This window comes from Streptomyces sp. CG4, from assembly GCF_041080655.1.
In the GTDB taxonomy this organism is placed as follows: Bacteria; Actinomycetota; Actinomycetes; order Streptomycetales; family Streptomycetaceae; genus Streptomyces.
Genome location: NZ_CP163525.1, coordinates 3,138,923 through 3,164,466, shown reverse-complemented (window position 1 = coordinate 3,164,466; position 25,544 = coordinate 3,138,923). Strand labels below are relative to the sequence as shown.

24 protein-coding genes and 2 pseudogenes are annotated in these 25,544 nt (G+C 69.8%); 12 read left to right on the top strand and 14 right to left on the bottom strand.

Annotated elements, in window-relative coordinates:
* The first annotated feature begins 107 nt into the window (after window positions 1-107).
* Window positions 108-1,352: an MFS transporter gene (locus AB5L52_RS14215; protein ID WP_369364311.1), complete on the top strand. Its 1,245-nt coding sequence runs from the start codon at window positions 108-110 to the stop codon at window positions 1,350-1,352.
* A gap of 48 nt (window positions 1,353-1,400) precedes the next feature.
* Here the strand turns inward: AB5L52_RS14215 and AB5L52_RS14210 are convergent, their stop codons facing one another.
* The 4 genes from AB5L52_RS14210 to AB5L52_RS14195 all read right to left on the bottom strand — a co-directional run bounded on the left by AB5L52_RS14210 (window position 1,401) and on the right by AB5L52_RS14195 (window position 4,066).
* Window positions 1,401-1,877, bottom strand: coding sequence for a MarR family winged helix-turn-helix transcriptional regulator (locus tag AB5L52_RS14210; protein ID WP_023546702.1), 477 nt, complete (start codon window positions 1,875-1,877; stop codon window positions 1,401-1,403).
* Between the two features lie 92 nt (window positions 1,878-1,969).
* A complete protein-coding gene (locus AB5L52_RS14205; protein WP_351029360.1) occupies window positions 1,970-2,785 on the bottom strand; it encodes an AIM24 family protein in 816 nt (271 codons plus the stop codon).
* Window positions 2,782-3,432, bottom strand: coding sequence for an AIM24 family protein (locus tag AB5L52_RS14200; protein WP_351029362.1), 651 nt, complete (start codon window positions 3,430-3,432; stop codon window positions 2,782-2,784). Before AB5L52_RS14200 ends, AB5L52_RS14205 begins: the two co-directional genes overlap by 4 nt.
* A gap of 1 nt (window position 3,433) precedes the next feature.
* Entirely contained in the window at window positions 3,434-4,066 is a 633-nt protein-coding gene (locus AB5L52_RS14195; protein ID WP_351029432.1) for an AIM24 family protein, read from the bottom strand.
* 194 nt (window positions 4,067-4,260) lie between these two features.
* Here AB5L52_RS14195 and AB5L52_RS14190 point away from each other — a divergent pair, with 194 nt between their 5' ends.
* Together AB5L52_RS14190 and AB5L52_RS14185 are read left to right on the top strand one after the other, a co-directional pair.
* Entirely contained in the window at window positions 4,261-4,605 is a 345-nt protein-coding gene (locus AB5L52_RS14190) for a DUF3817 domain-containing protein (RefSeq protein ID WP_351029364.1), read from the top strand.
* The gene (locus AB5L52_RS14185) at window positions 4,602-4,892 is read left to right on the top strand and encodes an MTH1187 family thiamine-binding protein (RefSeq protein WP_351029366.1); all 291 of its coding nucleotides are present in this window, start codon (window positions 4,602-4,604) and stop codon (window positions 4,890-4,892) included. The genes AB5L52_RS14190 and AB5L52_RS14185 overlap by 4 nt, the downstream gene beginning before the upstream one ends.
* Before the next feature lie 19 nt (window positions 4,893-4,911).
* Here AB5L52_RS14185 and AB5L52_RS14180 read toward each other — a convergent pair whose 3' ends face one another.
* On the bottom strand, window positions 4,912-5,898 hold the full coding sequence (locus tag AB5L52_RS14180; protein ID WP_369364307.1) for a DUF5937 family protein: 987 nt from the start codon (window positions 5,896-5,898) through the stop codon (window positions 4,912-4,914).
* Window positions 5,899-5,995: 97 nt separating this feature from the next.
* Between AB5L52_RS14180 and AB5L52_RS14175 the strand changes: the two genes are divergently transcribed.
* From AB5L52_RS14175 to AB5L52_RS14160, 4 genes are all read left to right on the top strand, one after another.
* Window positions 5,996-7,318 (top strand): MFS transporter, encoded by a 1,323-nt coding sequence (locus AB5L52_RS14175; protein WP_369364305.1) that lies wholly within the window; start codon window positions 5,996-5,998, stop codon window positions 7,316-7,318.
* An 11-nt stretch (window positions 7,319-7,329) separates the two neighbouring features.
* Window positions 7,330-7,839: a MarR family winged helix-turn-helix transcriptional regulator gene (locus AB5L52_RS14170; RefSeq protein WP_369364303.1), complete on the top strand. Its 510-nt coding sequence runs from the start codon at window positions 7,330-7,332 to the stop codon at window positions 7,837-7,839.
* A gap of 55 nt (window positions 7,840-7,894) precedes the next feature.
* On the top strand, window positions 7,895-8,233 hold the full coding sequence (locus tag AB5L52_RS14165; RefSeq protein ID WP_351029373.1) for a DUF3817 domain-containing protein: 339 nt from the start codon (window positions 7,895-7,897) through the stop codon (window positions 8,231-8,233).
* Window positions 8,234-8,318: 85 nt separating this feature from the next.
* Window positions 8,319-10,019 (top strand): methylmalonyl-CoA mutase family protein, encoded by a 1,701-nt coding sequence (locus AB5L52_RS14160; protein WP_351029375.1) that lies wholly within the window; start codon window positions 8,319-8,321, stop codon window positions 10,017-10,019.
* A 30-nt stretch (window positions 10,020-10,049) separates the two neighbouring features.
* Here AB5L52_RS14160 and AB5L52_RS14155 read toward each other — a convergent pair whose 3' ends face one another.
* The gene (locus AB5L52_RS14155; protein ID WP_351573593.1) at window positions 10,050-10,682 is read right to left on the bottom strand and encodes a TetR/AcrR family transcriptional regulator; all 633 of its coding nucleotides are present in this window, start codon (window positions 10,680-10,682) and stop codon (window positions 10,050-10,052) included.
* Window positions 10,683-10,903: 221 nt separating this feature from the next.
* Here AB5L52_RS14155 and AB5L52_RS14150 point away from each other — a divergent pair, with 221 nt between their 5' ends.
* From AB5L52_RS14150 to AB5L52_RS14135, 4 genes are all read left to right on the top strand, one after another.
* A complete protein-coding gene (locus tag AB5L52_RS14150; RefSeq protein WP_351766518.1) occupies window positions 10,904-11,872 on the top strand; it encodes a tetratricopeptide repeat protein in 969 nt (322 codons plus the stop codon).
* Window positions 11,873-12,495: 623 nt separating this feature from the next.
* Window positions 12,496-13,128: a DUF6230 family protein gene (locus AB5L52_RS14145; RefSeq protein ID WP_351029381.1), complete on the top strand. Its 633-nt coding sequence runs from the start codon at window positions 12,496-12,498 to the stop codon at window positions 13,126-13,128.
* A gap of 116 nt (window positions 13,129-13,244) precedes the next feature.
* A complete protein-coding gene (locus AB5L52_RS14140; RefSeq protein WP_351029382.1) occupies window positions 13,245-13,799 on the top strand; it encodes a DUF6114 domain-containing protein in 555 nt (184 codons plus the stop codon).
* Window positions 13,789-15,153, top strand: coding sequence for a hypothetical protein (locus AB5L52_RS14135; RefSeq protein WP_369364299.1), 1,365 nt, complete (start codon window positions 13,789-13,791; stop codon window positions 15,151-15,153). Before AB5L52_RS14140 ends, AB5L52_RS14135 begins: the two co-directional genes overlap by 11 nt.
* A gap of 98 nt (window positions 15,154-15,251) precedes the next feature.
* Here AB5L52_RS14135 and pyk read toward each other — a convergent pair whose 3' ends face one another.
* From pyk to pta, 3 genes are all read right to left on the bottom strand, one after another.
* Window positions 15,252-16,679 (bottom strand): pyruvate kinase, encoded by a 1,428-nt coding sequence (gene pyk / locus AB5L52_RS14130; protein ID WP_351029386.1) that lies wholly within the window; start codon window positions 16,677-16,679, stop codon window positions 15,252-15,254.
* Between the two features lie 84 nt (window positions 16,680-16,763).
* Complete coding sequence (locus AB5L52_RS14125) at window positions 16,764-17,972, bottom strand: acetate kinase (protein WP_351029388.1); 1,209 nt, start codon at window positions 17,970-17,972, stop codon at window positions 16,764-16,766.
* A gap of 34 nt (window positions 17,973-18,006) precedes the next feature.
* On the bottom strand, window positions 18,007-20,082 hold the full coding sequence (gene pta, locus AB5L52_RS14120) for a phosphate acetyltransferase (protein WP_351029389.1): 2,076 nt from the start codon (window positions 20,080-20,082) through the stop codon (window positions 18,007-18,009).
* 238 nt (window positions 20,083-20,320) lie between these two features.
* On the opposite strand from pta, the gene AB5L52_RS14115 reads away from it, so the two are divergent.
* Complete coding sequence (locus AB5L52_RS14115; protein WP_351029391.1) at window positions 20,321-21,346, top strand: ATP-dependent 6-phosphofructokinase; 1,026 nt, start codon at window positions 20,321-20,323, stop codon at window positions 21,344-21,346.
* A gap of 6 nt (window positions 21,347-21,352) precedes the next feature.
* Here AB5L52_RS14115 and AB5L52_RS14110 read toward each other — a convergent pair whose 3' ends face one another.
* The 5 genes and pseudogenes from AB5L52_RS14110 to AB5L52_RS14090 all read right to left on the bottom strand — a co-directional run.
* Window positions 21,353-22,042 carry an XRE family transcriptional regulator gene (locus tag AB5L52_RS14110; RefSeq protein WP_369364296.1) on the bottom strand — a complete coding sequence of 230 codons (690 nt, stop codon included), beginning with the start codon at window positions 22,040-22,042 and terminating at the stop codon, window positions 21,353-21,355.
* A gap of 138 nt (window positions 22,043-22,180) precedes the next feature.
* Entirely contained in the window at window positions 22,181-23,008 is an 828-nt protein-coding gene (locus AB5L52_RS14105) for a carbohydrate ABC transporter permease (protein ID WP_351029394.1), read from the bottom strand.
* A gap of 7 nt (window positions 23,009-23,015) precedes the next feature.
* Entirely contained in the window at window positions 23,016-23,879 is an 864-nt protein-coding gene (locus AB5L52_RS14100; protein WP_369364294.1) for a carbohydrate ABC transporter permease, read from the bottom strand.
* Window positions 23,879-25,217, bottom strand: a pseudogene (locus tag AB5L52_RS14095) (extracellular solute-binding protein). The gene AB5L52_RS14100 and the pseudogene AB5L52_RS14095 overlap by 1 nt, the downstream one beginning before the upstream one ends.
* Window positions 25,218-25,275: 58 nt before the next feature.
* Window positions 25,276-25,431 (bottom strand): annotated as a pseudogene (locus AB5L52_RS14090) (ABC transporter substrate-binding protein); the annotation flags it as partial.
* Window positions 25,432-25,544: the final 113 nt, after the last annotated feature.

The window sequence follows — 25,544 nt, the reverse complement described above, 5'->3', positions numbered from 1 at the left end:
CATGTTCCTCACCTTGGCGTAGAGCGCACACCGGACCGCGAGAGAGCCGATCAGGCCCTCGCGTCCTTCGGTGTCCCCTCTTCCGCCTCCCACAGAGGAACTTCAGCATGTCCACGCATGCCCCTTCGCGGCCCTCGTACGCCGCCGTCCTGCGCGTCCCGCACGCCCGCCGCGCCTTCGTCTCCGCCCTGGCGGCCCGTCTGTCCTACGGCACGGTGTCGCTCTCGGCACTGCTGTCCGTCACCCGGGCCACCGGGTCCTACGCCGTCTCCGGCGCGGTCATGTCGCTGTTCGGCGCGGCGACGGTCTTCCTGATGCCGTTCCGGGCGTCCCTGATCGACCGCTACGGCCCCCGCCGTGCCCTGCTGCCCATGTCGATGCTCTACGGCACCCTGCTGTGCGCGCTGGCCGCCCTGACCTGGCGCCCCGGGGCATCGCCGGTGGTCATCGGCGCCGCGGCGGCCCTCGCGGGCGCGTGCGCGCCCCCGCTGGGGCCGACGATGCGCGCCCTGTGGTCCGAACTGGTCCCCGACCGGGGTCTGTTGCAGCGCGCCTACAGCCTGGACGGCGTCGCCGAGGAACTGCTCTACGTCTCCGGCCCGGTGCTGATCGGCGTGCTGGTGGGCTTCGCGCCGCCGGCGTCCGGCATCCTGCTCAGCGCGTTCCTGATCGTGACCGGCACCGGCGTCTTCACCCTGTCCCCGGCACTGCCTGGACCCCGGCCCAGGGCTGCGGGGCGGCAACGGGCCGGCGCCCTGCGCGGCCTGTGGGCTCCCGTCGTCGTGGCCACCGGCGCCGGGCTCGCCCTGAGCGGCGTGGACCTGCTCGTGATGGCCTTCGCCGCGCAGCACTCCTACGACCCCGACGTGGTCCCCTGGGTGCTGGGCGCGCTCTCGGCGGGCAGCGCGCTGGGCGGGCTGGCCAACGGGGCGGTGCGGTGGCGTGCGTCGGCCCGCGTCCGGCTGTGCTGGTTCGCCGTGGGCCTGGGGCTGGTGGTCGCCGTGGCGGGCCTGGCTCCCGGCCTGTGGACCCTCACGGCGGCCATGGCCTGCGCCGGTGCGTTCATCGCTCCCGCTCTGACGACGGCGTACCTGCTGGCGGACGAGACAGCGGACGACGCTTCGCGGACTCGGGCGGGAGCGTGGGTGAACACGGGGGTCAACGCCGGGAGTTCGGTAGGTGTGATGGTGGTCGGGGTGCTCGTCGGGCGGCTGCCGCTGGGGGTGTGCTTCCTGCTGGCGGGCGCGGCGGCCTTCGTGGCCGCCCTGGCTGCGGGCGGTCGTGCAGCCGGGGCGGCACGGGTCGGCGCTGGGGTACCTCCTCTGGAGGAGGCACCTTGCCGGCGCCGGTGAGCGACCCGGCCCCCGCGTAGCTACCGCGACCCTCGGCCTCTCAGGGGCTCAGGGACGCCCCCGCTGCCCTCTCAGGTGGTCGGCGATCGGCTTCAGGGCCTTGTCCAGTTCCGTCAGCGCCTCCGGCGACAGCAGATCGATGAAGTGCCGTCGCACGGAGGCGACATGATGTGGCGCCACCTTCTTCATCGTCTCCATGCCGTGCTCGGTCAGCACCGCGTACAGCCCCCGCCGGTCGGACTCGCAGTTCTCGCGGCGCACCAGATTCGCGTTCTCCATGCGCGTGATCTGGTGCGAGAGCCGGCTCTTGGACTGCAGGGTCGCGGAGGCGAGGTCGCTCATCCGCATGCGCAGGTCGTCCGACTCGGACAGGTTCACGAGGATCTCGTAGTCGTTCATCGTCAGGCCGAACGGCTGCAGATCCTTCTCCAGCTGGTACGTCAACAGCCTGTTGACCTCCAGGTGGGTGCGCCAGGCGCACTGCTCCGCATCGGTCAGCCAGTGCGTGGCCGTCTCAGTCTCCATGAATGAAGTCTACCTAAGAAGTTGAATGGCGAACTACTTTGGATGGTGTGACAGTGCGCACGCGTTCGACGTCACACTCCGCAGACTACCGCTCACAGCCCGAAGCGACGCTGGAGGTCCCCCAGCTGTCCGGGAAGGCGCGGTGCGCCGGACGGTTGCGGACCGTGTCCGCCCGGTGCCGCACCGCCACCTCCGGGTACCCCTGGTTCGGACGGTACGACCCCCGTCGCCGTCTCTTCCATGAGGGTCTCCGTCGACTGCAGCAGGACCGTCCCGGCACCCACGAACTCGAACTGGTGCTCCTCCCCGGAAACCCCGCCGAGGCCCGTCATCGCACGTAGACCGCCCAGCACACCCGTCAGATAGCCGTGGTCGTAGTGATGGCACGGCGACGGGCAGTCGGCCCACCCGACGAGCGCCTGTGGGTCGACCCGGATCGGAGGCTCCATGAACACCACCGGCCCGTTAGACGCGGCCACAAACTTTCCGGTTCCGATAAGGGTCAGAAAACCCGGCACGATCGATTGCTTGAGTGCGAGACTTGGCTGAAAAGCGAGCAGATTGCCCGCGCGAATGGTCAAGTTCCCGTCGTCCAGGTCGTAGGAGTTGACGTCGAAGGCCCGGTCGGCGAGGAGCATCTTGCCCGAGCCGGATGCCACGACCCAGTCGCTCGCGTGCAGTGGCGAATGGAAAGACGTGCGGACAATTCGGTCGAGTCGGCCGTGTCCGATGCCGTTGAACTCGATCGCCCCGTAGTAGGCGATCATCTTGCCCTTCTGCAGGAACCACTGCGCGCTCTTGAGCTCGACGGAGAACGTGTACCTGTTCACGTTGTCGTCGGCGGGCAGGGTCATCGGGTCGTACACGACCGGTCCCGCCCCTGCGCCCGGAGTTCCGTAGGTGCTCACAGCTTCTCCTCCGACGCCTGGACGTACACCGTGCCGCTGCCGCTCAGCTCCAGCTGGAAGGCCTCGCCGGAACCGCGCCCGACCATCTCGCGCCAGCCGAGCGCGGCGGACAGCTTGTTGCGTACGTCGCCGTGATGGGCGACGTACGCCTGCGGGTCGACATGGACCGGGCGCCCGGGGGTGATCGGGATCTCGAAGACGCCGCCGTGCGCCATCACGGCGACCGCGCCCTGGCCCTGGAGGGTGGTGGTGAACAGGCCCTGCCCGGTGACCTGGCCCCGGACCAGGCCCATCACCCCGCCCTGCGAGCCCATGAACATCGTGCCCTGCCGGAGCGTGCCCTCGAAGGCGAGCAGCCGGTCGGCCTCGACATAGAGGGTGTCGCCGGTGAGGGCGATGACATGGACGTGGTGGCCGCCGTGCCCGAAGAAGACGGTGCCGCTGCCCTCGACGGTCATCAGCGGGGTCGCCTCGCCGGACACCCGGCGCCCGATCATGGACATCAGGCCGCCCTGGCCGCCCTGGATGTTCGGGGTGAAGGACACGTCCCCCTTGTAGGCGAGCATCGCGCCGCGCTGGCTGTACAGCCGCTGCCCGGGCAGCACGGTCGCCTCGACCATCTTGGAGTTGATCTCCCGGAACGTCATGTCAGAGATCCCCCGCGATCGTGTTCCGCTCGCTCGGCTGCACATACACCAGTCCGTCGCCCTCGAAGCGGATCTGGAAGGCCTCGCCGCCGCCCTCGCCGAGGAACGTGCGGAACGTCACGCCGGACTGGAAGGACTGCCGGACGTTGCCCTGATGGGCGATGTACGCACCCGGGTCGACGATCAGCGGGTACTGCGGGCTGACCCGGAGCACCACCGCCGGACCGTCGGACATGATCGCCGCCTGGCCGTGTCCCTCGACGGTCGTCGTGAACAGCCCGTTGCCCTGCGAGGCGCCGCGCAGTCCGGTGAACGTCGTGCCCGTCCGCAGCCCCGCGTCCGTGGCGAGCAGATTGCTCGACTCGACGTACAGCTTGTCCCCCTGGAGGCTCACGAGGTTGATCTCCGAGGCGCGGTCCGCGAACCAGCAGGTCCCCTGCCCCTTCACCTCCATCACCGTCATCTGCTCGCCGGTGAGCCGCCGGGTCACCATCCCGCGCAGTCCCTCACCTCCGCCGGTGAGCTTCTTGAAGCTCATCTGTCCGTCGTACGCGACCATCGAGCCGTTCTTCGCCTTCACGGCATCCCCGGTCATCTCGACGGCCAGCACCTTGCTGCCTTGAAGTCGGAACATCGCCACGCAGCGAAAGTAGCGGCGCGGCGGGTGGACGGAACAGGCCCCGTAGGTGGATACCGACCCTGAGCGGACCCCTAGGGTTGCCGTTTGCCACAATGGGTGACGCTTGTGCGTGCATTCACAAACGGCAGCCCCCAGCCGACGGACCGTAACCGGCAGACCGTCGCGAAAACTCCCACCGAAGGTGACCCGTGGACATCAAGACCGCCACCGCCCTCCGCCGCCTCCGCCTGGTCTCGGCCCCGGAGGCCGTGTCCTTCCTGATCCTGCTCGTCTGCTCGGTGCTGAAGCGGACCACGGACTTCAACGCGGTCCCCGTCATGGGCGCGGTCCATGGCGTCCTCTTCGTCCTCTACGTGATCTTCTGGGCGGACGCCTGGAACCGCGCCAAGTGGCCGCTGAAGACCGCCGCCCTGTACTTCGTCCTCTCGGTGCTGCCCACCGGCGGCTTCTTCGCCGAGCGCAAGCTCAAGCGCGCCGCCGAGGACGAGGTCATCGCCGCCCGCGCCCGCAAGGAAGGGGTCGTCAACGCATGATCGTCGCCTTCTCCGTGACGCCCCTCGGCGTCGGCGAGGACGTGGGGGAGTACGTCGCCGACGCCGTGCGCGTGGTGCGCGAGTCGGGGCTGCCCAACCGGACCGACGCGATGTTCACCTCCGTCGAGGGGGAGTGGGACGAGGTGATGGACGTCGTCAGGCGGGCCGTCGCCGTGGTGGAGGACCGGGCGCCGCGGGTTTCCCTGGTGCTCAAGGCCGACATTCGCCCGGGCGTGACGGACGGACTCACGTCCAAGGTGGAAACGGTCGAACGCCACCTGGCGTAGGTTTCGGCCCCGCGCCCCTTCAGGCCGGCGCTCCCGCCGTCAGTGCCATCCCCAGCGGTGTTCGTTCGTACATCACCTGGTGGCCGTAGCGGCGGGACGTCAGCAGGCCCGCGTCGCGCAGGACCGTCAGATGGGACGAGACCGAGGACGGGGCCAGGCCCAGGCGGTGTGCCAGGGCGGTCGTCGTCGCGGGTTCGTCCAGCGCGGACAGGACCGCCGCCCGGTTGGCGCCCAGCAGTCGTACCAGCGCGTCCGGAGTGCGGGTGCCCGGTTCGGTCCACAGGCCGGCGATGCCGCGGGCCGGGTAGACCAGGGTGGGCTGCCACGGGGGTTCGAAGCCCGTGATCACGTCGGGCCAGGAGAACACGCTCGGCATCAGGACCAGGCCCTGGCCGGCCAGGTCGCGCGCGTACTCGATGTGCTGCGCGAGCGTCAGCGTACGGCCGTCCCAGGACAGCCGGGGGTCCAGCTCCGGCAGCAGCGTGCCGAGCCCCACCTCGGCCAGCCGGCGCGAGTGGAAGGCCACGTCCGCCTCCAGCAGGGACCGCAGCCGGGGCCAGTCCGGTGCGATCAGCACCCGCCACGCCTCTTCCACGGCGTCCGCCAGCTCCGTGATCATGCGGGCCGGATCCGCCAGCCAGGCCCGGCCCCGCGCCGAGTCCGGCGCGCCCGGTGTGCAGGCCAGGGAGAGGGCGGTGTCCTCGCGGGCCGCCTCCGGGTCCGAGGCCCGAACGGCCGCGATCTCCTCCTCGAACGTCGCGGCCGGACCGATGGGCGGCGGTCCCAGCCAGTCCGGGGCGTGCCCCCGGCGGGGCATCAGCAGCCAGAGCGAGGCCAGGTCCAGCCCCGCCGCCGCCCTGCGGATCCGGCGCAGCCAGGGCGCCTGATAGGCGTGCCGGTCCGGCCGCTTCAGGGTGCGCACGGCCTCCTGCGTCTCCCACAGCGGCGAGATCGCGAACCGGCAGCGCAGGAAGTCCTCGTCACCGAAGCGCAGCTGTGACGGCACCGGCCACCTCCGGAGGACTCGGCGAGAAGAGGGCAGCCAGGATTCGGCTGGAGCCGAAACTTTACGCTTTCCCCCCGCCGCCGGGCACGCTCCCCGCATGTCCGCACCGTCCCAGGCCGCCCCGGCATCCGCCGGCTACGGCCGTGTCTTCGCCGTGCCCGAGTTCCGGGCCGTCTTCGCCGCCCATGTGCTGTCCATGCTCGGCATCATCGTCAGCGAGATCTCGCTGACCTTCCTCGTCTACGACCTCACCCGCTCACCCCTGCTGAGCGCGCTCACCTTCGCCCTGGGCTTCCTGCCGTACGCCGTCGGCGGCACCCTGCTCGCGCCCGTCGCCGACCGCTTCCCGGCCCGCCGGGTGCTGGTGGTCTGCGATCTGGTGTGCGCGGGCTGTGTGGCCGCGATGACCGTGCCCGGGGCCGGCTTCGGCCTGCTGCTGGCGCTGCGGTGCTGCCTCGCCGTCGTCTCCCCGGTGTTCGCCGGCACCCGCATGGCCACCCTCGCCGACGTCCTCGGCGACGGCGATCTGTTCGTGCTCGGCCGCTCCCTGTTGCGGATCGTCGCCCAGAGCGCCCTGCTCGTCGGCTACGGCCTCGGCGGGCTGCTCCTCACGGTCGTCGCGCCCCGCCACGCCCTGCTGATCACCGTCGGCACCTTCCTCGCCTCCGCCACCCTGCTGCGCTACGGCACCCGGCACCGCCCCGCCCGCACCCGGCAGAGCGGCACCGGGACCCCGCCGGGGCTGCGCCGCCTCTTCGCCGAGCGGCGGATCCGCGTCCTGCTCCTGCTGTTCTGGGTACCGGCCGCCTTCTCCGTCGTCCCCGAGGCGCTGGCCGCGCCGTACGCCGCCGCGCTCGGCAGCGGGTCCGCCGGGCTCGGGCTGCTGATGTGCGCGCTGCCCGTCGGCACCATCGCCGGCGAGCTGTTCGCCGGAGCGCGGCTGAAGCCCGCGAGCCGGGAACGCGTGGCGCTCCCGCTCGTCTGCGGCACGCTCCTGCCGTACCTCGGCTTCGCCCTGCGCCCCGGGCTCGTCGTGTCCCTGCTGCTCCTGCTGGTGTCCGGGGCCGGGTCGGCGTACACCCTGGGCCTGGACCAGTGGTTCGTGAAGGCCGTGCCGGAGGAGCTGCGCGGGCGGGCCATGACCCTGCTCAGCGCCGGGCTGATGACCGTCCAGGGCGTGGGCATGGCGCTGGCCGGGGTGGCGGCGGAAGCGGTCGGGGTGCGCACCGCGGTCGCCGGGGCCGGGCTGGCCGGGGTGCTGTGCTGCGGTGCGCTCGCCGTCGCGGCCCGGAGGAGCGAAGGGGCAAGGCGGCCGGGAGCGGGCGGGAACGGGGCGGCGGCCGGGGGCGGGGCGGCGTGCGCGAGCGGCGCGGCGACCGAAAGCCGAGACGGGGCTGCCCGGAATATGACTGGCCGGTAGGGTCTGATGACGTGCCCAAGCCACTCAGCCTCCCCTTCGACCCCATCGCCCGTGCCGACGAGCTCTGGAAGCAGCGCTGGGGAAACGTGCCGTCCATGGCCGCGATCACCTCGATCATGCGGGCCCAGCAGATCCTGCTCGCCGAGGTGGACGCGGTGGTCAAGCCGTACGGACTGACGTTCGCGCGGTACGAGGCGCTGGTGCTGCTCACCTTCTCCAAGGCCGGCGAGCTGCCCATGTCCAAGATCGGTGAGCGGCTCATGGTGCATCCCACGTCCGTGACGAACACCGTGGACCGCCTGGTGAAGTCGGGGCTGGTCGCCAAGCGGCCCAACCCCAACGACGGCCGCGGCACCCTCGCCGTCATCACCGACAAGGGCCGCGAGGTGGTCGACGCGGCCACCCGCGACCTGATGGCCATGGATTTCGGGCTCGGGGCGTACGACGCGGACGAGTGCGCGGAGATCTTCGCGATGCTGCGTCCGCTGCGGATCGCTGCGCGGGACTTCGACGAGGACTGAGACGAGGGGCGACCCCGGCCAAGATCTCCCGGAACGGGTGGTTACGCTCGACCCCATGAAACGAAGCGTGCTGACCCGCTACCGCGTCATGGCCTACACCACCGGTGTCCTGCTGGTGCTGCTGTGCCTGAGCATGATCGCCAAGTACGGGCTGGACATCAGCGGTGCCGCGGACTTCACGCGGGTCGTGGCCATCGCCCACGGCTGGCTGTACGTCGTCTACCTGGTCGTCGCCTTCGACCTGGGCTCCAAGACGAAGATGCCGATCGGCAAGCAGCTGTGGGTGCTGGTCGCGGGGACGATCCCGACGGCCGCCTTCTTCGTCGAGCGCAGGATCAGCCGCGAGCTGGAGGCCAAGGTCGCCGACCGGGCCCCGGCCGTCGCCGAGGCGTAGGGGCGACCGGCGTCACACCGCCGTACGGCATCGTGCGGCGGTCGGCCATCGACATTTACTTGGACGTCCTAGTAAATTCGATGGTATGGACGCTCACGCCATCGAGGAGGGCCGCCGGCGCTGGCAGGCCCGCTACGACGCCGCGCGCACGCGCGACGCTGACTTCACCACGCTCTCCGGTGATCCCGTGGAGCCGGTGTACGGGCCCCGACCGGGCGACACGTACGAGGGATTCGAGCGGATCGGCTGGCCCGGGGAGTACCCCTTCACGCGCGGGCTCCATCCGACCGGCTACCGCGGGCGCACCTGGACGATCCGGCAGTTCGCCGGGTTCGGCAACGCCGAGCAGACCAACGAGCGGTACAAGATGATCCTCGGCAACGGCGGCGGAGGGCTGTCCGTCGCCTTCGACATGCCGACGCTCATGGGGCGGGACTCCGACGACCCGCGCTCGCTCGGCGAGGTCGGGCACTGCGGTGTCGCCATCGACTCGGCCGCCGACATGGAGATCCTGTTCAAGGACATCCCGCTCGGCGACGTCACCACCTCCATGACCATCAGTGGGCCCGCCGTGCCCGTCTTCTGCATGTACCTGGTCGCCGCCGAGCGGCAGGGCGTGGATCCGTCGGTCCTCAACGGCACGCTCCAGACCGACATATTCAAGGAGTACATCGCGCAGAAGGAGTGGCTCTTCCAGCCCGAGCCGCATCTGCGCCTGATCGGCGACCTGATGGAGTACTGCGCGGCCGGCATCCCCGCCTACAAGCCGCTGTCCGTCTCCGGCTACCACATCCGCGAGGCCGGGGCGACGGCCGCGCAGGAGCTGGCGTACACGCTGGCCGACGGCTTCGGCTACGTCGAGCTGGGGCTCAGCCGCGGCCTGGACGTCGACGTGTTCGCGCCCGGCCTCTCCTTCTTCTTCGACGCGCACGTCGATTTCTTCGAGGAGATCGCCAAGTTCCGTGCGGCGCGCCGGATCTGGGCACGGTGGATGCGGGACGTCTACGGCGCCCGGTCCGAGAAGGCGCAGTGGCTGCGGTTCCACACGCAGACCGCGGGTGTGTCGCTGACCGCGCAGCAGCCGTACAACAACGTGGTGCGTACGGCCGTGGAGGCGCTGGCCGCCGTGCTCGGCGGGACCAACTCGCTGCACACCAACGCGCTGGACGAGACGCTGGCCCTGCCGAGCGAGCAGGCGGCGGAGATCGCGCTGCGCACGCAGCAGGTGCTGATGGAGGAGACCGGGGTCGCCAACGTGGCCGATCCGCTGGGCGGTTCGTGGTTCGTCGAGCAGCTGACGGACCGGATCGAGGCCGACGCGGAGAAGATCTTCGAGCAGATCAAGGAGCGGGGCCTGCGGGCCCACCCGGACGGACAGCACCCGATCGGGCCGGTCACGTCCGGGATTCTGCGCGGGATCGAGGACGGCTGGTTCACCGGGGAGATCGCCGAGTCCGCGTTCCGCTACCAGCAGGCGCTGGAGAAGGGCGACAAGAAGGTCGTCGGCGTCAACGTCGCCACCGGGTCGGTCACCGGGGATCTGGAGATCCTGCGGGTGAGCCATGAGGTGGAGCGGGAGCAGGTCCGCATCCTGCGGGAGCGGAAGGGGGCGCGGGACGAGGCGGCGGTGCGCTCCGCGCTGGCGGCGATGCTGAGCGCCGCCCGGGACGGCTCCAGCATGATCGAGCCCATGCTGGACGCCGTGCGGGCCGAGGCGACGCTGGGCGAGATCTGCGGGGTGCTCCGCGAGGAGTGGGGGGTGTACACCGAGCCCGCCGGTTTCTAGGCACCGCTGCCCGCCGGGGGCCGTACGGGGTTACGGCTCCGGCTGCTGTGCTGCCCCCGTCAGGCCCAGCAGCAGTACCCGCGTGAAACTGTGGACCCAGTCCTCGTTCGCCGGTTTGCCGCTGACCAGGGTGCGGTGGACCACCGCGCCCGCGACCATGTCGAAGATCAGGTCCACCGTGCGGGCGGACGCCTCCGGGTCGGGTTCCGGGGGGAGTTCGCCGCGGCGCTGGGCGCGGGCGCGGCCCTCCAGAACCAGCCGCATCTGACGCTCCACGATGGAGGCGCGGATGCGCTCGCGCAGCGCGTCGTCGCGGGTGGACTCGGCGACCACCGCCATCAGGCCGCTCTTCGCCTCCGGACGGGCCAGGATCGCCGCGAACTGCAGGACCACGCCCTCGATGTCGGCCGCGAGGCTGCCCCGGTCGGGCAGTTCCAGCTCGTCGAAGAGTTCCGCCACCGCGTCGCACACCAGCTCCGGCTTGCCCGCCCAGCGGCGGTACAGCGTCGTCTTCGCAACCCCGGCGCGCGTCGCCACGTCTCCCAGGGTGAGCTTGGACCAGCCCAGTTCCACCAGCGCCTCCCGGGTCGCGGCCAGGATCGCGGTGTCCGCCGCGGCGCTGCGCGGACGTCCGGTACGGCTGGCGGGAGTGCGGCTCTGCATCCCTTGACCATAACCGGCGGGAACTGTGCGGTCGTGAGGGAGATCACCGGGGGGTGGTGTCGTGCGGGGTCCCGATGGCATTACGCTACGAGTCGTAGCGAAAGCTCGTGAGAGCTCGTGACGGACGTACGCGAGCGACGACCACGGGGTGTGGGGTGGGGACCCGGCGCCCGCACAGACGACTTTTTCATTCCGGCGCGGTAACGGGGGAGGATAGACGTATGCAGCCACGGAACATGTCCATGAGCGGCGTCGTCGACCTCGCCGCCGTGAAGGCGGCCCAGGAGGCCAAGGCCAAGGCCGAGCAGACGCGCGCCGAGGCCGCCCGGAAGGGCGGCGCGGGGGCGGTCGCCCCGGCCGATCTCGTCATCGACGTCGATGAGGTGGGGTTCGAGAGGGACGTCCTCCAGCGATCCGCCGAGGTTCCCGTCGTCATCGACTTCTGGGCCGAGTGGTGTCAGCCCTGCAAGCAGCTGAGCCCGGTCCTGGAGCGGCTCGCCGTCGAGTACAACGGGCGCTTCCTCCTCGCCAAGATCGACGTCGACGCCAACCAGATGCTGATGCAGCAGTTCGGGGTCCAGGGGATCCCGGCTGTCTTCGCCGTCGTCGCCGGCCAGGCGCTGCCGCTGTTCCAGGGCGCGGCCGACGAGCAGCAGATCCGGCAGACCCTGGACCAGCTGGTGCAGGTCGCCGAGCAGCGGTTCGGGCTCACCGGCCTGACCGTCGACCCGGACGCCCAGCCCGGTGCCGCGCCCGCCGAGGCCCAGGAGGGCCCGTACGACGCCGCGCTGAACGCGGCCGCCGACGCGCTGGACGCCGGTGACCTGGCCGGTGCCGTCCGGGCGTACCAGAACGTGCTGGCCGACGACCCGGGCCACCCCGAGGCCAAGCTGGGCCTGGCGCAGGCCGAGCTGCTGCAGCGGGTGCAGGGCTTCGATCCGCAGCAGGTCCGCCGGGAGGCCGCCGAGAAGCCGAAGGACGCCGCCGCGCAGATCGCCGCCGCCGACCTGGATCTGGTGGGCGGTCATGTCGAGGACGCCTTCGGGCGGCTGATCGAGGCCGTGCAGCGCACGGTCGGTGACGACCGGGACGCGGTGCGGCGCCGGCTGCTGGAGCTGTTCGAGGTCGTGGGTCCCGAGGACCCGCGCGTGGTGGGCGCGCGCAGGGCGCTCGCGCGCGCCTTGTTCTGACCAGTCACTAAACGCCACGGCTTGTGATGCCGGGGTGAAAGATTTGCCGACGAGTCGTCAGGGCGCCCCCGCTTTGCCAAATCTTGGTAAGAGCGCGATCTGTTACTCCGAGTAAGTCGAAGCCGTTGATCTGTCTGGATTTGTCCAGAGGTCAACGGCTTTGCTCTGCCTACGGATGCCACCCAGAGTCGCACTCCGAGACCGGTCGGTCGTACTCCGGTTATCCAGCCGTTACTAGCCAGTAACGAACCCCCTTGTGCCCGGCGCGAGAATGCACCACGATCGGCGACGCTCGGTCCATTCCCGTACCCCGACATCCGGTCGGGTCGCGGGAGACTCTGGGTCCCCACCGAGCAGAGCCGGCAGCAGTGGTGCCGGCTCTTGGGCAGGGGGGTCTTCGCCTACCCGGCGAAGCCTGTCCAGCAAGGTTGTGCGTGATGCGTGTCAGGCGCGACCAGTGGTTGTCGCTCGGGGAAGATCGCCGGTGATTCGGGCGCGGTTCGCGCCACCGAGCGCGGGCGTTCTCCTTCCCGAGGACGTAGCACTTCTCCCATCCCTGCCCGGATGAGTCGCCTGTTGGCGCGATTCCGGGCCAGGAGATGTACGTCCGAGAAGGAGGAAAAATGGAGTCCCAGGTGCGTGGCGGGACCAGATGGAAGCGGTTCGCTGTGGTCATGGTGCCCAGCGTGGCCGCCACGGCGTGTATAGGTGTCGCCCTCGCTCAGGGCGCTCTCGCGGCCTCGTTCAGCGTGTCCGGTCAGTCCTTCAAGGTGACCGCCGACAAACTGGTCGGCCAGGGTTTCGAGCAGTACGGCGCGATCGACAACGGCTACACCCTGAGCGGCCAGCAGACCGCTCACCCGGTCGCGGTCTCGGCCTTCAAGAGCGCCTCGATCAGCAACATGTGCCAGTCCGTCGTCACGCCGAACATCCCGGTGCTGGGCTCGGTGAGCCTGGTCCTGAAGGCGGGCGGCGACAAGCCGGTCGAGGCCGACAATCTCTACATCGACCTCGACGACCTCAGCGCCGACGCCACCTTCAACAACATCGACATCGGTGTGGCTGCCAAGGACGCCAACAAGGGTCCGGGTATGAAGGGCGGGAAGGAGCAGTCCAACCCGTACGGCTTCGCGCAGCAGGCCGACTCGGCCACGCTGACCGGTGTGAAGCAGACGGCCTGGGCGACCACGGCCGGAACCTTCAAGCTCAGCGGTCTGCACATGTCGGTGCAGACGGGTACGCACGAGTGCTACTGAGCACTCGCTGACGGGCGGGGGAGCCGGTGGCGCCCCCGCCCGCGCACTCTCCGGCCGTGCTTCACACGCGGTCCACATCACCACCACAGCAACGCCGCACCAGGGAGCTGTTTTCCATGAGCGCCGAGACTCCTGCCGCCGCATCCGGCCAGTTCACCCGCCGGAGGCTGCAGTTCCGCGCCTGGCGGGGCACCCGTCCGTTCTGGGCTGGTCTGTTCGTCTTGCTCGGCGGCTTTCCGATCATGTACTTCCCGTACGCCCATCTCCAGGTCGGACATCTGACGCTGGCGATGGCGACCACCGCGGGAGCCGGATCCCTGATCATCGGCGTGCTGCTCGTCGTCCTGGGCATCAGTCTCTGGTTCCAGAAGCACGTCCGCACGTTTGCGGGCGTCGCCGCGATCCTGCTCGCGCTGGTGTCCATCCCCGTGTCCAACTTCGGTGGCTTCGTCATGGGCTTCCTCTTCGCCCTCATCGGCGGAGCGATGGCCGTGGCCTGGGCGCCGGGCGCGCCTCCGCAGCAGCAGCCGCCTGCCGAGGCGGCTCCGGGCGAGGGCGGTGCACCGCAGTCCGCGGCGCTGCCGGACCAGCACGCGGACATGTTCGGGGAGAACGACCTGTCAGGAACGAGCCCGGCCAACGGGGCGAACGGGAGGCACAGTGCCGGCTGACGAGGTGACCCGCGGGACCGACGAGGACGGGTCCCGCGTGAGAACCGGGCCCCGCCACGCGGCCCCCAGAAAGCCGCTGTTCACCAGGTTCCACATGCCCGCCGGCAAGGCGATCGCCTCCGTGGCGATGCCGACGGCGGTGCTGATGGGCATGGGCTTCACGTCCACGCTCGCCCTGGCGGACAACGGCGGCAGCCCGTCCCCGTCGACCACGTCCAAGAGCCTGACGGCCAACGAGTACAAGGACTGTGTGAAGGCGCTGGACGGCTCCAAGGACGCCTCGGCGTCGCCGTCGCCCTCCGCCTCGAAGAGCGCGTCCGGGGACTCGGCCACGCCGACACCCTCGGCGAGCACCGGCGCCGGCGGGTCCAAGGACACGAAGTCCGGCGACTCGGGCAAGACCTCTTCGCCGGATTCAGGTTCCGGCGACAAGGCCTCGCCCAAGCCGACCGCGACCTCGGAGCCCTCCAGCTCCAGCTCGGGCTCCGGCTCGTCGGCCTCGTCGAGTGACTCGGCCACGCCGACCCCGTCGGCGTCCAAGAGCGGCGGCGGTCTGCTGGACACCATCGGCGACACGCTCGGCGGCATTCTCGGCGGCGGCAGCAAGGACTCCGGCTCCCCGTCCGCGAGCCCGACGCCGTCCGCGACCCCGTCGGCGAGCAAGTCCTCGGACTCGGCGTCCCCGTCGGACTCGTCGTCGTCCGGTTCCAAGGCCTCCGACACCGTCTCCAGTGCCGGCACGGCGGTCGGCGACACGGTCAAGAAGGCCACCGACTCGGTCAAGAACACCACCGGCTCGGTCTCCAAGACGGCGCAGGACACGGCCAAGGCGGCCGCGTCGGCCACGCCGAGCCCGTCCGCGAGCTCGTCGGCCCCGGCGAACTGTCCGGCCGCCACGAAAGACCAGGGCGGCGTCGACAACAAGGTGCCGGTGGCGGACGACCCCTGGTACCTGGACGCCAGCTCGCTGCTGCTCAAGGGCTCCGACTACAAGGGCATCGTCGAGGTGAAGACGGCTTCCGGCACCACCAAGAAGGTGCTGAAGTTCGTCATCTCCAGCGGTACGGACATCGGCGACCTGCACCAGACGGTGAAGGACAAGCTCTCGGGCAAGACCTACCACGTGCAGGCGGCCCAGGGTTCGACGTCCACCATCCGGGGCGGCGACACCGTGATGTACACCGAGAAGATCTCGGGCAATCTGTTCGGTCTGATCCCGATGACGTTCAGCCCCGACAGCCCGCCCCCGCTGAACCTCCCGCTGATCTACTTCACCCATGTGAAGGTGGTCCAGGCCGCCCAGTTCGGCGGCAACCTGCACGTGCCCGGCATGCATGTGTACACGACCGGCTGACCGGTCCCGCAAGCCCGTTCGGGAGCCGCAACACAGCTGAGGGCGCCCCCTGCTCCAGGGGGCGCCCTCAGCGCCGTTCAAGGCCCTTGTGGGGCTTGTCAGTTGGCCTGCGCGCCCAGGTGGTGGACGCGGAGCATGTTGGTGGTGCCGGGGACGCCGGGGGGCGAGCCGGCGGTGATGATGACCGTGTCGCCCGCGTCGAAGCGGCCCAGCTTGGCGACCTCCTGGTCCACCAGGTCGACCATCTCGTCCGTGGTGTTCACGAACGGCACGACGTGCGACTCCACGCCCCAGCTCAGGGTGAGCTGGTTGCGGGTGGCCTCGTCCGTGGTGAACGCGATGATCGGCTGGGTCGCGCGGTAGCGGGAGAGCCGGCGCGCGGTGTCACCGGACTTGGTGAAGGCGATCAGGCCCCGGCCGCCGAGGAAGTCGGCGATCTCGCAGGCCGCGCGGGCCACCGAACCACCCTGTGTGCGCGGCTTCTTGCCCGGCACCAGCGGCTGCAGGCCCTTGGAGAGCAGCTCCCCCTCGGCCGCCTGGACGATCTTCGACATGGTCTTGACCGTCTCGACCGGGTAGGCGCCCACCGACGACTCGGCGCTCAGCATGACCGCGTCGGCGCCGTCCAGGATCGCGTTGGCCACGTCGGAGGCCTCGGCGCGGGTCGGGCGGGAGTTGGTGATCATCGACTCCATCATCTGGGTCGCCACGATCACCGGCTTGGCGTTGCGCCGGCACAGCTCGATCAGGCGCTTCTGCACCATGGGGACCTTCTCGAGCGGGTACTCGACGGCCAGGTCGCCACGGGCCACCATCACGGCGTCGAAGGCCGCGACGACGTCCTCCATGTTCTGCACCGCCTGCGGCTTCTCCACCTTGGCGATGACCGGGACCCGGCGGCCCTCCTCGTCCATGACGCGGTGCACGTCCTGGACGTCCTTGGCGTCCCGGACGAAGGACAGCGCGACCATGTCGCAGCCCATGCGGAGGGCGAAGCGCAGGTCCTCGACGTCCTTCTCGCTCAGCGCGGGCACGTTGACGGCCGCGCCGGGCAGGTTGATGCCCTTGTGGTCGGAGACGACACCGCCCTCGATGACGATCGTCTTGACCCGGGGGCCCTCGACGTCCAGGACCTTCAGTTCGACGTTGCCGTCGTTGATCAGGACCTGGTCGCCGCGCGAGACGTCGCCCGGCAGCCCCTTGTACGTCGTACCGCAGATGTGCTTGTCGCCCGGGACGTCCTCGGTCGTGATGACGAACTCGTCACCGCGCTCGAGCTCCACCGGCCCCTCGGCGAAGGTCTCCAGACGGATCTTCGGGCCCTGCAGGTCGGCGAGGACACCGATGGCCCGGCCGGTCTCCTTGGCCGCGGCCCGGACGCGGTCGTACCGCGCCTGGTGCTCGGCGTGGGTGCCGTGGCTGAAGTTGAACCGGGCCACATTCATGCCGGCCTCGATCATCGAGACGAGCATCTCGTGGGAGTCGACCGCGGGGCCGAGAGTACAGACGATTTTCGAACGGCGCATGGGGCGATCCTATCGGTTTGTTTCGCTACGGAATATTCCGTCTGGCGGAAGATACAAATGAGTGGCACACCGCTCAGGTGCTATTCAGTTGTTCTTTCCGACCAGTGCGTAGGTCTGGGTCGCGATCTCCAGTTCTTCATCCGTCGGCACCACGGCGACGGCGACACGCGCGTCCCGCGGAGAGATCAGCCTGGCCTCGTCCGCTCGCACCGCGTTCAGCTCCGGCTCGACCGCCAGGCCCAGCCCCTCCAGGCCCGCGATCGCGGCCTCGCGCACCGGCGCCGCGTTCTCGCCGACCCCGGCGGTGAACGCCACCGCGTCCACCGTGCCGAGGACGGCGTAATAGGCGCCGATGTACTTCTTGAGCCGGTGAATGTAAATGTCGAACGCGAGAGCGGCCTCTTCGTCCCCCTCGTCGATCCGGCGGCGAATCTCCCGCATGTCGTTGTCCCCGCACAGACCGAACAGGCCGCTCCTCTTGTTGAGAAGAGTGTCGATCTCGTCCATGGACATATCCCCAACCCGCGCCAAATGGAAGATGACGGCGGGATCCAGATCACCGGAGCGCGTTCCCATGACGAGCCCCTCCAGCGGCGTCAGCCCCATGGAGGTGTCCACGCACCGGCCCTTCTCGACCGCGGACGCGGAGGCGCCGTTGCCCAGGTGCAGCACGATCACGTTGACCTCGGACGGGTCCTTGCCCAGCAGCCGCGCGGTCTGACGGGAGACGTACGCGTGCGAGGTGCCGTGGAAGCCGTAGCGGCGGATGCGGTGGCGGTCGGCGATCTTCGGGTCGATCGCGTAGCGCGCCGCGGACTCCGGCATCGTCGTGTGGAACGCGGTGTCGAAGACGGCGACCTGGGGCAGGTCGGGGCGGAGCGCCTGGGCGGTGCGGATGCCGGTGAGGTTGGCCGGGTTGTGCAGCGGGGCGACCGGGATCAGCCGCTCGATCTCGGCGAGCACCTCGTCGTCGATGACGGTCGGCTCGGTGAAGAACAGGCCGCCGTGCACCACCCGGTGCCCGATCGCGGCCAGTTCCGGCGAGTCGAGGCCGAGGCCGTCCCGGGTCAGCTCCTCGGCGACCGCCTTGAGCGCGGCGTCGTGGTCGGCGATGGGCCCGGTGTGCTCACGGGTCTCGCCGGTGCTGAGACAGGTGTGCTTGAGCCGGGAGGTCTGCTCGCCGATGCGCTCCACCAGGCCGACGGCGAGCCGGTCGGCGTCGCGCATGTCGAGGAGCTGGTACTTCACCGACGAGGAGCCGGAGTTGAGGACGAGGACGCGGGTGGCGGTCACGGTGATTCGGTTGCTCTCTGTGGTCAGTTGGTGGTCAGTTGGCGGGCGTCTGGGCCTGGATCGCCGTGATGGCGACGGTGTTGACGATGTCCTGGACGAGGGCGCCGCGGGACAGGTCGTTGACGGGCTTGCGCAGACCCTGCAGGACCGGTCCGACGGCGATCGCGCCGGCCGAGCGCTGCACGGCCTTGTACGTGTTGTTGCCTGTGTTGAGGTCCGGGAAGATCAGCACCGTTGCCTGCCCGGCGACATCCGAGTCCGGCAGCTTGGTGGCCGCGACCGACGGCTCCACGGCCGCGTCGTACTGGATCGGCCCCTCGATCTTCAGGTCCGGCCGGCGTGAGCGCGCCAGCTCGGTGGCCTCGCGCACCTTCTCGACATCGGCGCCGAAGCCGGACGTACCGGTGGAGTACGACAGCATCGCGATCCGCGGCTCCACCCCGAACCGGGCGGCCGTGACCGCCGATTGGATGGCGATGTCCGCGAGCTGCTCGGCGTTCGGGTCCGGGTTGACCGCGCAGTCGCCGTACACCAGCACCTTGTCGGCGAGGCACATGAAGAAGACGGACGAGACGATGGACGAATCCGGCCTGGTCTTGATGATCTCGAAGGCGGGGCGGATGGTGGCCGCGGTGGAGTGCACCGAGCCGGAGACCATGCCGTCGGCCAGGCCCTCCTGGACCATCAGGGTGCCGAAGTAGTTGACGTCCGAGACGACGTCGTAGGCGAGTTCGACCGTGACGCCCTTGTGGGCGCGCAGCGCCGCGTACTTCTCGGCGAAGGAGTCGCGCAGTTCGGAGCCGGCCGGGTCGATCAGCTGGGTGTCGCCGAGGTCGATGCCGAGGTCGGCGGCCTTCTTGCGGATCTGGTCCTCGGGCCCGAGCAGGGTCAGATCGCAGACGCCCCGGCGCAGCAGCACCTCGGCCGCGTGCAGCACCCGCGCCTCGGTGCCCTCGGGGAGGACGACGCGTCGCTTGTCGGAGCGGGCCTGTTCCAGGAGCTTGTGCTCGAACATCATCGGGGTGACCCGGTCGCTGCTCGGCGCCGAGACCCGGCGGGCCAGGTCGCCGGTGTCGGCGTACCGCTCGAACAGGCCGAGCGCGGTCTCCGCCTTGCGCGGGGTGGCCGCGGTCATCTTCCCCTCCAGCGAGAACAGCTGCTCGGCGGTGGGGAAGCTGTTGCCGGTCACGGACAGGACCGGGGTGCCCGGGGCGAGCCGGGCCGCGAGGGTGAGGATCTCCTCGCTCGGCACCTCGTTCAGGGTGAGGAGCACGCCGGCTATCGGCGGGGTGCCGGCGCTGTGCGCGGCCAGCGAGCCGACGACCAGGTCGGCGCGGTCGCCCGGGGTGACGACCAGACAGCCCGGGGTCAGGGCGGCGAGCAGGTTCGGCAGCATCGCGCCGCCGAAGACGAAGTCCAGCGCGTCCCGGGCGAGGCCCGAGTCGTCGCCGAGCAGCACCTTGGCGTCGAGGGCGTGGGCGATCTGGCTGACGGTCGGCGCGGACAGCGCGGGCTCGTCGGGGACGACGTAGCAGGGCACCGGCAGCCGGGTGGCGAGCCGCTCGGCGATCTCGTCGCGGTCCTCGCGGGCCACCCGGTTGGCGACCATGGCGAGGACGTCGCAGCCGAGGCCGTCGTAGGCGCGGTAGGCGTTGCGGGTCTCCGCCAGCACGGACTCGGCGGACTGCTTGCGGCCGCCGACCACCGGGATCACGGAGGCGCCGAACTCGTTGGCGAGGCGGGCGTTCAGGGACAGCTCGTCCGGTACCTGGGTGTCGGCGAAGTCGGTGCCGAGGACGAGGACGACGTCGTAGTCGCGCGCCACCAGGTGGAAGCGGTCGACCAGCGCCGAGACCAGCTCGTCGGTGCCCTGCTCGGCCTGGAGCGCGGAGGCCTCGTGGTAGTCCATGCCGTAGACCGTCGCCGGGTCCTGCGCGAGGCGGTAGCGCGACCGCAGCAGCTCGAACAGGCGATCGGGGCCGTCGTGCACGAGCGGACGGAAGACGCCCACCCGGTCGACCTGCCGGGTCAGCAGCTCCATGACTCCCAGCTCCACGACCTGGCGGCCGTCACCGCGCTCGATCCCGGTCACGTACACGCTGCGCGTCACGCGTCGACTCCGTTCCTCATGCCATATGTCTTGTATGTCTGTATGTCGGTGTATGTCTGCGTACCGGATAGAAGGTCGCGTCTTCGGCATAAAAATCGCCCACCAAGGTGAGCTGAACCCTCTTGACAATACCCCTGCCGCCGGATAAGGCGCCCGTCAAGTGGCTCACGGTCCCGGCGGACGTGGAACAATCGACACTGGCTCACCGGCACCGACAGCGAGCAGGAGACACAGCACGATGCGCATCGGAGTTCTCACCGCAGGCGGCGACTGCCCCGGCCTGAACGCCGTGATCCGGTCGGTCGTGCACCGGGCGGTGGCGCAGTACGGCGACGAGGTCATCGGCTTCGAGGACGGCTACCGGGGTCTGCTCGACCGTCACTACCGCTCCCTCGACCTGGACGGCGTCAGCGGCATCCTGGCCCGCGGCGGCACCATCCTCGGCTCCTCCCGGCTGGAGCGCGACCGGCTGCGCGAGGCCTGCGAGGGCGCCGCCGACATGGTCGAGGAGTTCGGCATCGACGCGCTGATCCCGATCGGCGGCGAGGGCACCCTGACCGCGGCCCGGATGCTCTCCGACGCGGGCCTCCCGGTCGTCGGCGTCCCCAAGACCATCGACAACGACATCTCCTCCACCGACCGCACCTTCGGTTTCGACACCGCGGTCGGCGTCGCCACCGAGGCGATGGACCGCCTGAAGACCACCGCCGAGTCCCACCAACGGGTGATGGTCGTCGAGGTCATGGGCCGGCACGCCGGCTGGATCGCCCTGGAGTCCGGCATGGCCGCCGGCGCCCACGGCATCTGCCTGCCCGAGCGGCCCTTCGACCCCGCGCACCTGGTCAAGATGGTCGAGGAGCGCTTCTCCCGCGGCAAGAAGTTCGCCGTCATCTGCGTCGCCGAGGGCGCCCACCCCGTCGAGGGCACCATGGACTACGGCAAGGGCGAGATCGACCAGTACGGCCACGAGCGCTTCCAGGGCATCGGTACGGCGCTCGCGTTCGAGCTGGAGCGACGCCTCGGCAAGGAGTCCAAGCCGGTCATCCTCGGCCACGTCCAGCGCGGCGGCGTCCCGACCGCCTACGACCGCGTCCTCGCCACCCGCTTCGGCTGGCACGCCGTCGAGGCCGCGCACCGCGGCGAGTTCGGCCGGATGACCGCGCTGCGCGGCACCGACGTCGTGATGGTGCCGCTCGCGGAGGCGGTCACCGAGCTGAAGACGGTGCCGAAGGACCGCATGGACGAGGCGGAGTCGGTCTTCTAGGGGACTTCAGGCGGTCCTGTTCTCGACCGCCGTCCAGAAGTTCTCCACGATCCGGTCGAGGAACTCCTCGCCGGGCTCGCCGGACTCCTTGCTGCCGCCACCCCAGCTGAGGGTGGCGGCCATGTGCCCCTGATAGTCCTGGTGCAGTTCCAGCAGCACCTCTTCCAGAACACCGCGGTCCACGGGCGCCAGCTTCGCCACCGGACGCACATAGGCCTGCCAGCGGGTGGTCACCGCGCTGTGCAGCAGCTCGGCGAGCTTGGCCTCGCGCCCGGTGACGGTCACGAAGTCGGGCAGCGCCAGCTGCAGCAGCTCCGCCAGCGCGGCCGACTGCCGCTCGTTGCCGCGCCAGGCTCCGCTCTCCTCCATCCGCAGATACGCCGGGAGGTCCGTGCCGATGGTCCGGGCCACGTCCTCCGGCGCGATCCCGCGCGCGATGCGATGCTCGCGCAGGGTCCGGGGCCGGCCGATGAGATCCCCCGCGGAACACCACAACACCCCTGCGAGGGCGGTGAGTTCGGGGCTGCTCGGGGCGGCGAGGCCGCGCTCCCAGGCGATGACGAGATCGGGCGTGACATGGGGCAGGCCGTACGAGGCCCGCATGCCGTAGGCGACATGCTCGGGGCCCATGCCGAGCGCGGCACGCAGCCTGCGGGCGGCCGCGGCGTTGAACGGAGGAGCTGAGGGTTGGCGCACCCCGCACAAGCTAGGGGTGCTCTCCCGTGCTGACTACGGTCCGTTCGAACGAGATCACACATCGTAGATTCGTACGTCTAGATCGCCCCCCTTGTCATGGCACTTGGTGTCACGCCCGTCACCTGGGGTTACTCAACGTTACCCCTTCACCGCGCCGCCCAGCGCGAAGCCGCCGCCCAGTCTGCGTGCCACCAGAACGTACAAAAGGATCACCGGCGTCGAATAGATGACGGAGAACGCGGCCAGCTGTCCGTAGGCGACCATGCCCCGGTTGCCGAAGAAGTCGTTGATGCTGACCGAGGCCGGCATCCGGTCCGGGCTGAGCAGCAGCATGAACGGGACGAAGAAGTTCCCCCACATCATCACGAACGAGAACACGGTGACGACGGCGAGACCCGGCCCCATCAGCGGCAGCACGATCCGGACCAGGGACTGCAGCGAGGACGCCCCGTCCGTCCAGGCCGCCTCCTCCAGCTCCTTCGGTACCCCGTCCATGAAGTTCTTCATCAGCCAGATGGCGAACGGGAGCTGGGAGGCGGCGAAGAAGAAGACCGTGCCCTGCAGGGTGTCGATCAGGTTCACCCGCACGAACAGCGCGTACACCGGCACCATGATCGCGGTGATCGGCAGGCTGGTCGCGAACAGGATCGTCAGCAGGAACGGCCGGTTGAGCCGGGACCGGAATCGGGAGAGGGGATAGGCGGCGAGGGCCGCGCACACGACGGTCAGCGCGGTGCCGCCGCCGCACAGGACCAGGCTGTTGAGCAGCGGGGTGTAGGTGATGTCCGGGGTCAGGATCGCGTCGAAGTTGCCCAGGGTGAAGCCGTCCGGGACCCTGACCCGCAGACCGGCGTGCGGATCCACGGAGGACAGCACCACCCAGGCCAGGGGCAGCGCGAAGGCGACGGCCACGACCAGCAGGGAGACGTCGGCGGCGAGCCGGCGGGAGGCGCGCTTGCGGGGCATCTCGGTCTCACACCTCCGTCCGCAGCAGCCGCAGATACACGACCGAGAACAGGGACCCGACGAGCAGCAGGAGCAGGGCGACCGCGGTGCCGTACCCGATCATGCTGTTCTGGAAGGCCTGCTCGTACATGAACAGCGGCAGCGTCTGGCTCTTGTTGCCGGGCCCGCCCCGGGTCATCACCCAGATCAGCCCGAAGACGGACAGCGTTTGCAGGGTGTTGAGCATGAGGTTGGTGCCGATGGACCGCCGGATCATCGGCAGCGTGATGTGCCACATCCGCCGCCACCCGCCGGCCCCGTCCACCTCGGCGGCCTCGGTGATCTCGCCCGGTATCTCGTCGAGGGCGGCGGAGTAGACGAGCATCGAGAACGCCGTACCGCGCCAGACGTTGGCGAAGGACACCGCGAGGACGGGCAGGGTGAACAGCCAGTTCTGGCGGGGGAGATGAAGCCAGTCGAGGATGGCGTTCAAGGTCCCCTCCCGCCGGAAGAACGCGTACAGCAGAAACCCGGCCACCACCTCGGGCAGCACCCAGGCCGTGATGACGACCCCGCCGGTGAGCGTGCGCACCGGCTTCGAGGCCCGCTTCATCAGCGCGGCCAGGGCGAGCCCCAGGGTGTTCTGCCCGACGAGCGAGGACAGCACGGTGAACACCAGCGTCAGCCAGACGGCGTTGCGGAACTCCGGGTCCTTAAAGGCGCGCCGGAAGTTGGCGAACCCGACGAACGACGCGTGCGCCTGCCCGGTCAACTGCAGGTCGGTGAAGGCGATGTAGACGCAGTAGGCGATCGGCCCGGCGAGGAGGAGCAGCAGGAGGACGACGGCGGGGGAGAGGGGGAGGGCCCGGGCGATCCGGCGCCGGTGGTGCATCACTTCCGGACCACTTGGCCGCCGGTGACGTCCTTGAGGGTCGAGTCGTACCCGTTTGCTGCCTTTTGTGCGGACGAGTCACCGGTCGTCACGCTGTCCATCGCCTCCTGGATCGCGGTCGACACCTTCGGATACGCCGGATAGGCGGGCCGGTAGTGGGTGCTGGAGACCAGGTCGGTGAAGAACTTGATGCCGGGCTGGGCGGTGGCGTACGCCGGGTCGGCGGCGACGTCCTTGCGGACCGAGATGCCGGAGTTGGCGATGTACCACTTCTTGGCGTTGGCCTCGCTCTGCATGGCCTTGATGAAGTCGAAGGCGAGGCCGGGGTTGCCCGCCTTGGCCGGGACGGCCCAGGTCCAGCCGCCGGACATGCTCACCTTGCCCGGCGCCTGCCCATGCTGGGTCGGCATGTACGCCAGCCCCAGCTGCTGGGACCAGTCCGGCCAGTCGCGCCCGCTGCCCGGGAGCCAAGTCTGCGGCAGCCAGGAGCCGTCGAGGTCGATGCCGAGCTTGCCCTGGGGGAGCAGCTCGCCCATGACGGTGGTGGCGTAGTTGGGGTCGAGGGCGTCGGAGACGTCGGGCCCAAGTTTCTCTTTGTAGACGCTCTCGACGAACTTCAGCGAGTCCGTGAACCCCTGGCTCCCCGCGATCCACTTCTTGCTGCCGCTGTCGTACAGGGGATCGGACTTTCCGTCGCCCGTGCCGTAGAGCAGCATCTCCATGCCCTGCATGGTGGCCCGCTCACCGGCCGGTTTGCCGGTGTACACGTTGAGCGGGACGACACCGGGGACCTTCTGCTTGATGGTGCGGGCGGCGGCGAGGACGTCGTCCCAGTTCTTCGGCTGCCAGTCCAGCGGCAGTCCGGCCGTGCGGAAGACGCGCTTGTCGAACCACAGCCCCCGGGTGTCGGTCCCGTCCGGGACGCCGTACGTCTTCCCGTCCTGCCCCCTGGCCGACGCCTTCGCGGTGTCGATGAACTGCTTCCACTCCGGCCACTGGGCCAGATACGGGTCGAGCGGCCTCAAGTACCCGCTGGTGATGTCGGAGTTGATGAGGAAGGTGTCCTCGTAGACCAGGTCCGGCGCGGTCCTCGGCGAGCGCATCATCTGCTGGACCTTGGTGTAGTACTCGGAGTCCGGGGCCTTGATCGGCACGAACTCGACCTTCTTTCCCGGGTACTTCTTCTCGAACTCCTTCTTGATCCCGGCGAGATACGTGTCCATCACCTTGACCGAGTTGTCGGTCGACTGTTTGTAGGACACCTTGAGGGTGTTCTTCTCGAACGGTGGCGGCGAGGGCGGCGGTGAGGAGGGCGGAGAGAGCGGCGGTGGGGCGCACGATCCTTCAACGTGGCCAGGTGGTTGCCGTGCGAAGGTAAGACTAGTCAGGTCAATGCGTCCATCACCTTGACCGAGTTGTCGGTCGACTGTTTGTAGGACACCTTGAGGGTGTTCGGGCTGCTTCCGGAGCCCGAGCCGCACGCGGTGAGGGCGGTGGCGGCGAGGGCGGCGGTGAGGAGGGCGGAGAGAGCGGCGGTGGGGCGCACGGGCATGACCTCCTGAGGGCGCACTTCAACGTGGCCAGGTGGTTGCCGTGCGAAGGTAAGAGGAGTGGTCTAGTCAGGTCAATGCGTGTGCGCGCAATTGGAGTACGCGGATCCTCCCG

What these genes read in the sequence shown, in the direction of transcription:
- AB5L52_RS14215 (WP_369364311.1), top strand. Translation starts at nt 108, where the DNA reads ATGTCCACGCATGCCCCTTCGCGGCCCTCGTACGCCGCCGTCCTGCGC.
- AB5L52_RS14210 (WP_023546702.1), bottom strand. Translation starts at nt 1,877, where the DNA reads ATGGAGACTGAGACGGCCACGCACTGGCTGACCGATGCGGAGCAGTGC.
- AB5L52_RS14200 (WP_351029362.1), bottom strand. Translation starts at nt 3,432, where the DNA reads ATGACGTTCCGGGAGATCAACTCCAAGATGGTCGAGGCGACCGTGCTG.
- AB5L52_RS14195 (WP_351029432.1), bottom strand. Translation starts at nt 4,066, where the DNA reads ATGTTCCGACTTCAAGGCAGCAAGGTGCTGGCCGTCGAGATGACCGGG.
- AB5L52_RS14185 (WP_351029366.1), top strand. Translation starts at nt 4,602, where the DNA reads ATGATCGTCGCCTTCTCCGTGACGCCCCTCGGCGTCGGCGAGGACGTG.
- AB5L52_RS14175 (WP_369364305.1), top strand. Translation starts at nt 5,996, where the DNA reads ATGTCCGCACCGTCCCAGGCCGCCCCGGCATCCGCCGGCTACGGCCGT.
- AB5L52_RS14165 (WP_351029373.1), top strand. Translation starts at nt 7,895, where the DNA reads ATGAAACGAAGCGTGCTGACCCGCTACCGCGTCATGGCCTACACCACC.
- AB5L52_RS14160 (WP_351029375.1), top strand. Translation starts at nt 8,319, where the DNA reads ATGGACGCTCACGCCATCGAGGAGGGCCGCCGGCGCTGGCAGGCCCGC.
- AB5L52_RS14155 (WP_351573593.1), bottom strand. Translation starts at nt 10,682, where the DNA reads ATGCAGAGCCGCACTCCCGCCAGCCGTACCGGACGTCCGCGCAGCGCC.
- AB5L52_RS14150 (WP_351766518.1), top strand. Translation starts at nt 10,904, where the DNA reads ATGCAGCCACGGAACATGTCCATGAGCGGCGTCGTCGACCTCGCCGCC.
- AB5L52_RS14145 (WP_351029381.1), top strand. Translation starts at nt 12,496, where the DNA reads ATGGAGTCCCAGGTGCGTGGCGGGACCAGATGGAAGCGGTTCGCTGTG.
- AB5L52_RS14140 (WP_351029382.1), top strand. Translation starts at nt 13,245, where the DNA reads ATGAGCGCCGAGACTCCTGCCGCCGCATCCGGCCAGTTCACCCGCCGG.
- pyk (WP_351029386.1), bottom strand. Translation starts at nt 16,679, where the DNA reads ATGCGCCGTTCGAAAATCGTCTGTACTCTCGGCCCCGCGGTCGACTCC.
- AB5L52_RS14115 (WP_351029391.1), top strand. Translation starts at nt 20,321, where the DNA reads ATGCGCATCGGAGTTCTCACCGCAGGCGGCGACTGCCCCGGCCTGAAC.
- AB5L52_RS14105 (WP_351029394.1), bottom strand. Translation starts at nt 23,008, where the DNA reads ATGCCCCGCAAGCGCGCCTCCCGCCGGCTCGCCGCCGACGTCTCCCTG.
- AB5L52_RS14100 (WP_369364294.1), bottom strand. Translation starts at nt 23,879, where the DNA reads ATGCACCACCGGCGCCGGATCGCCCGGGCCCTCCCCCTCTCCCCCGCC.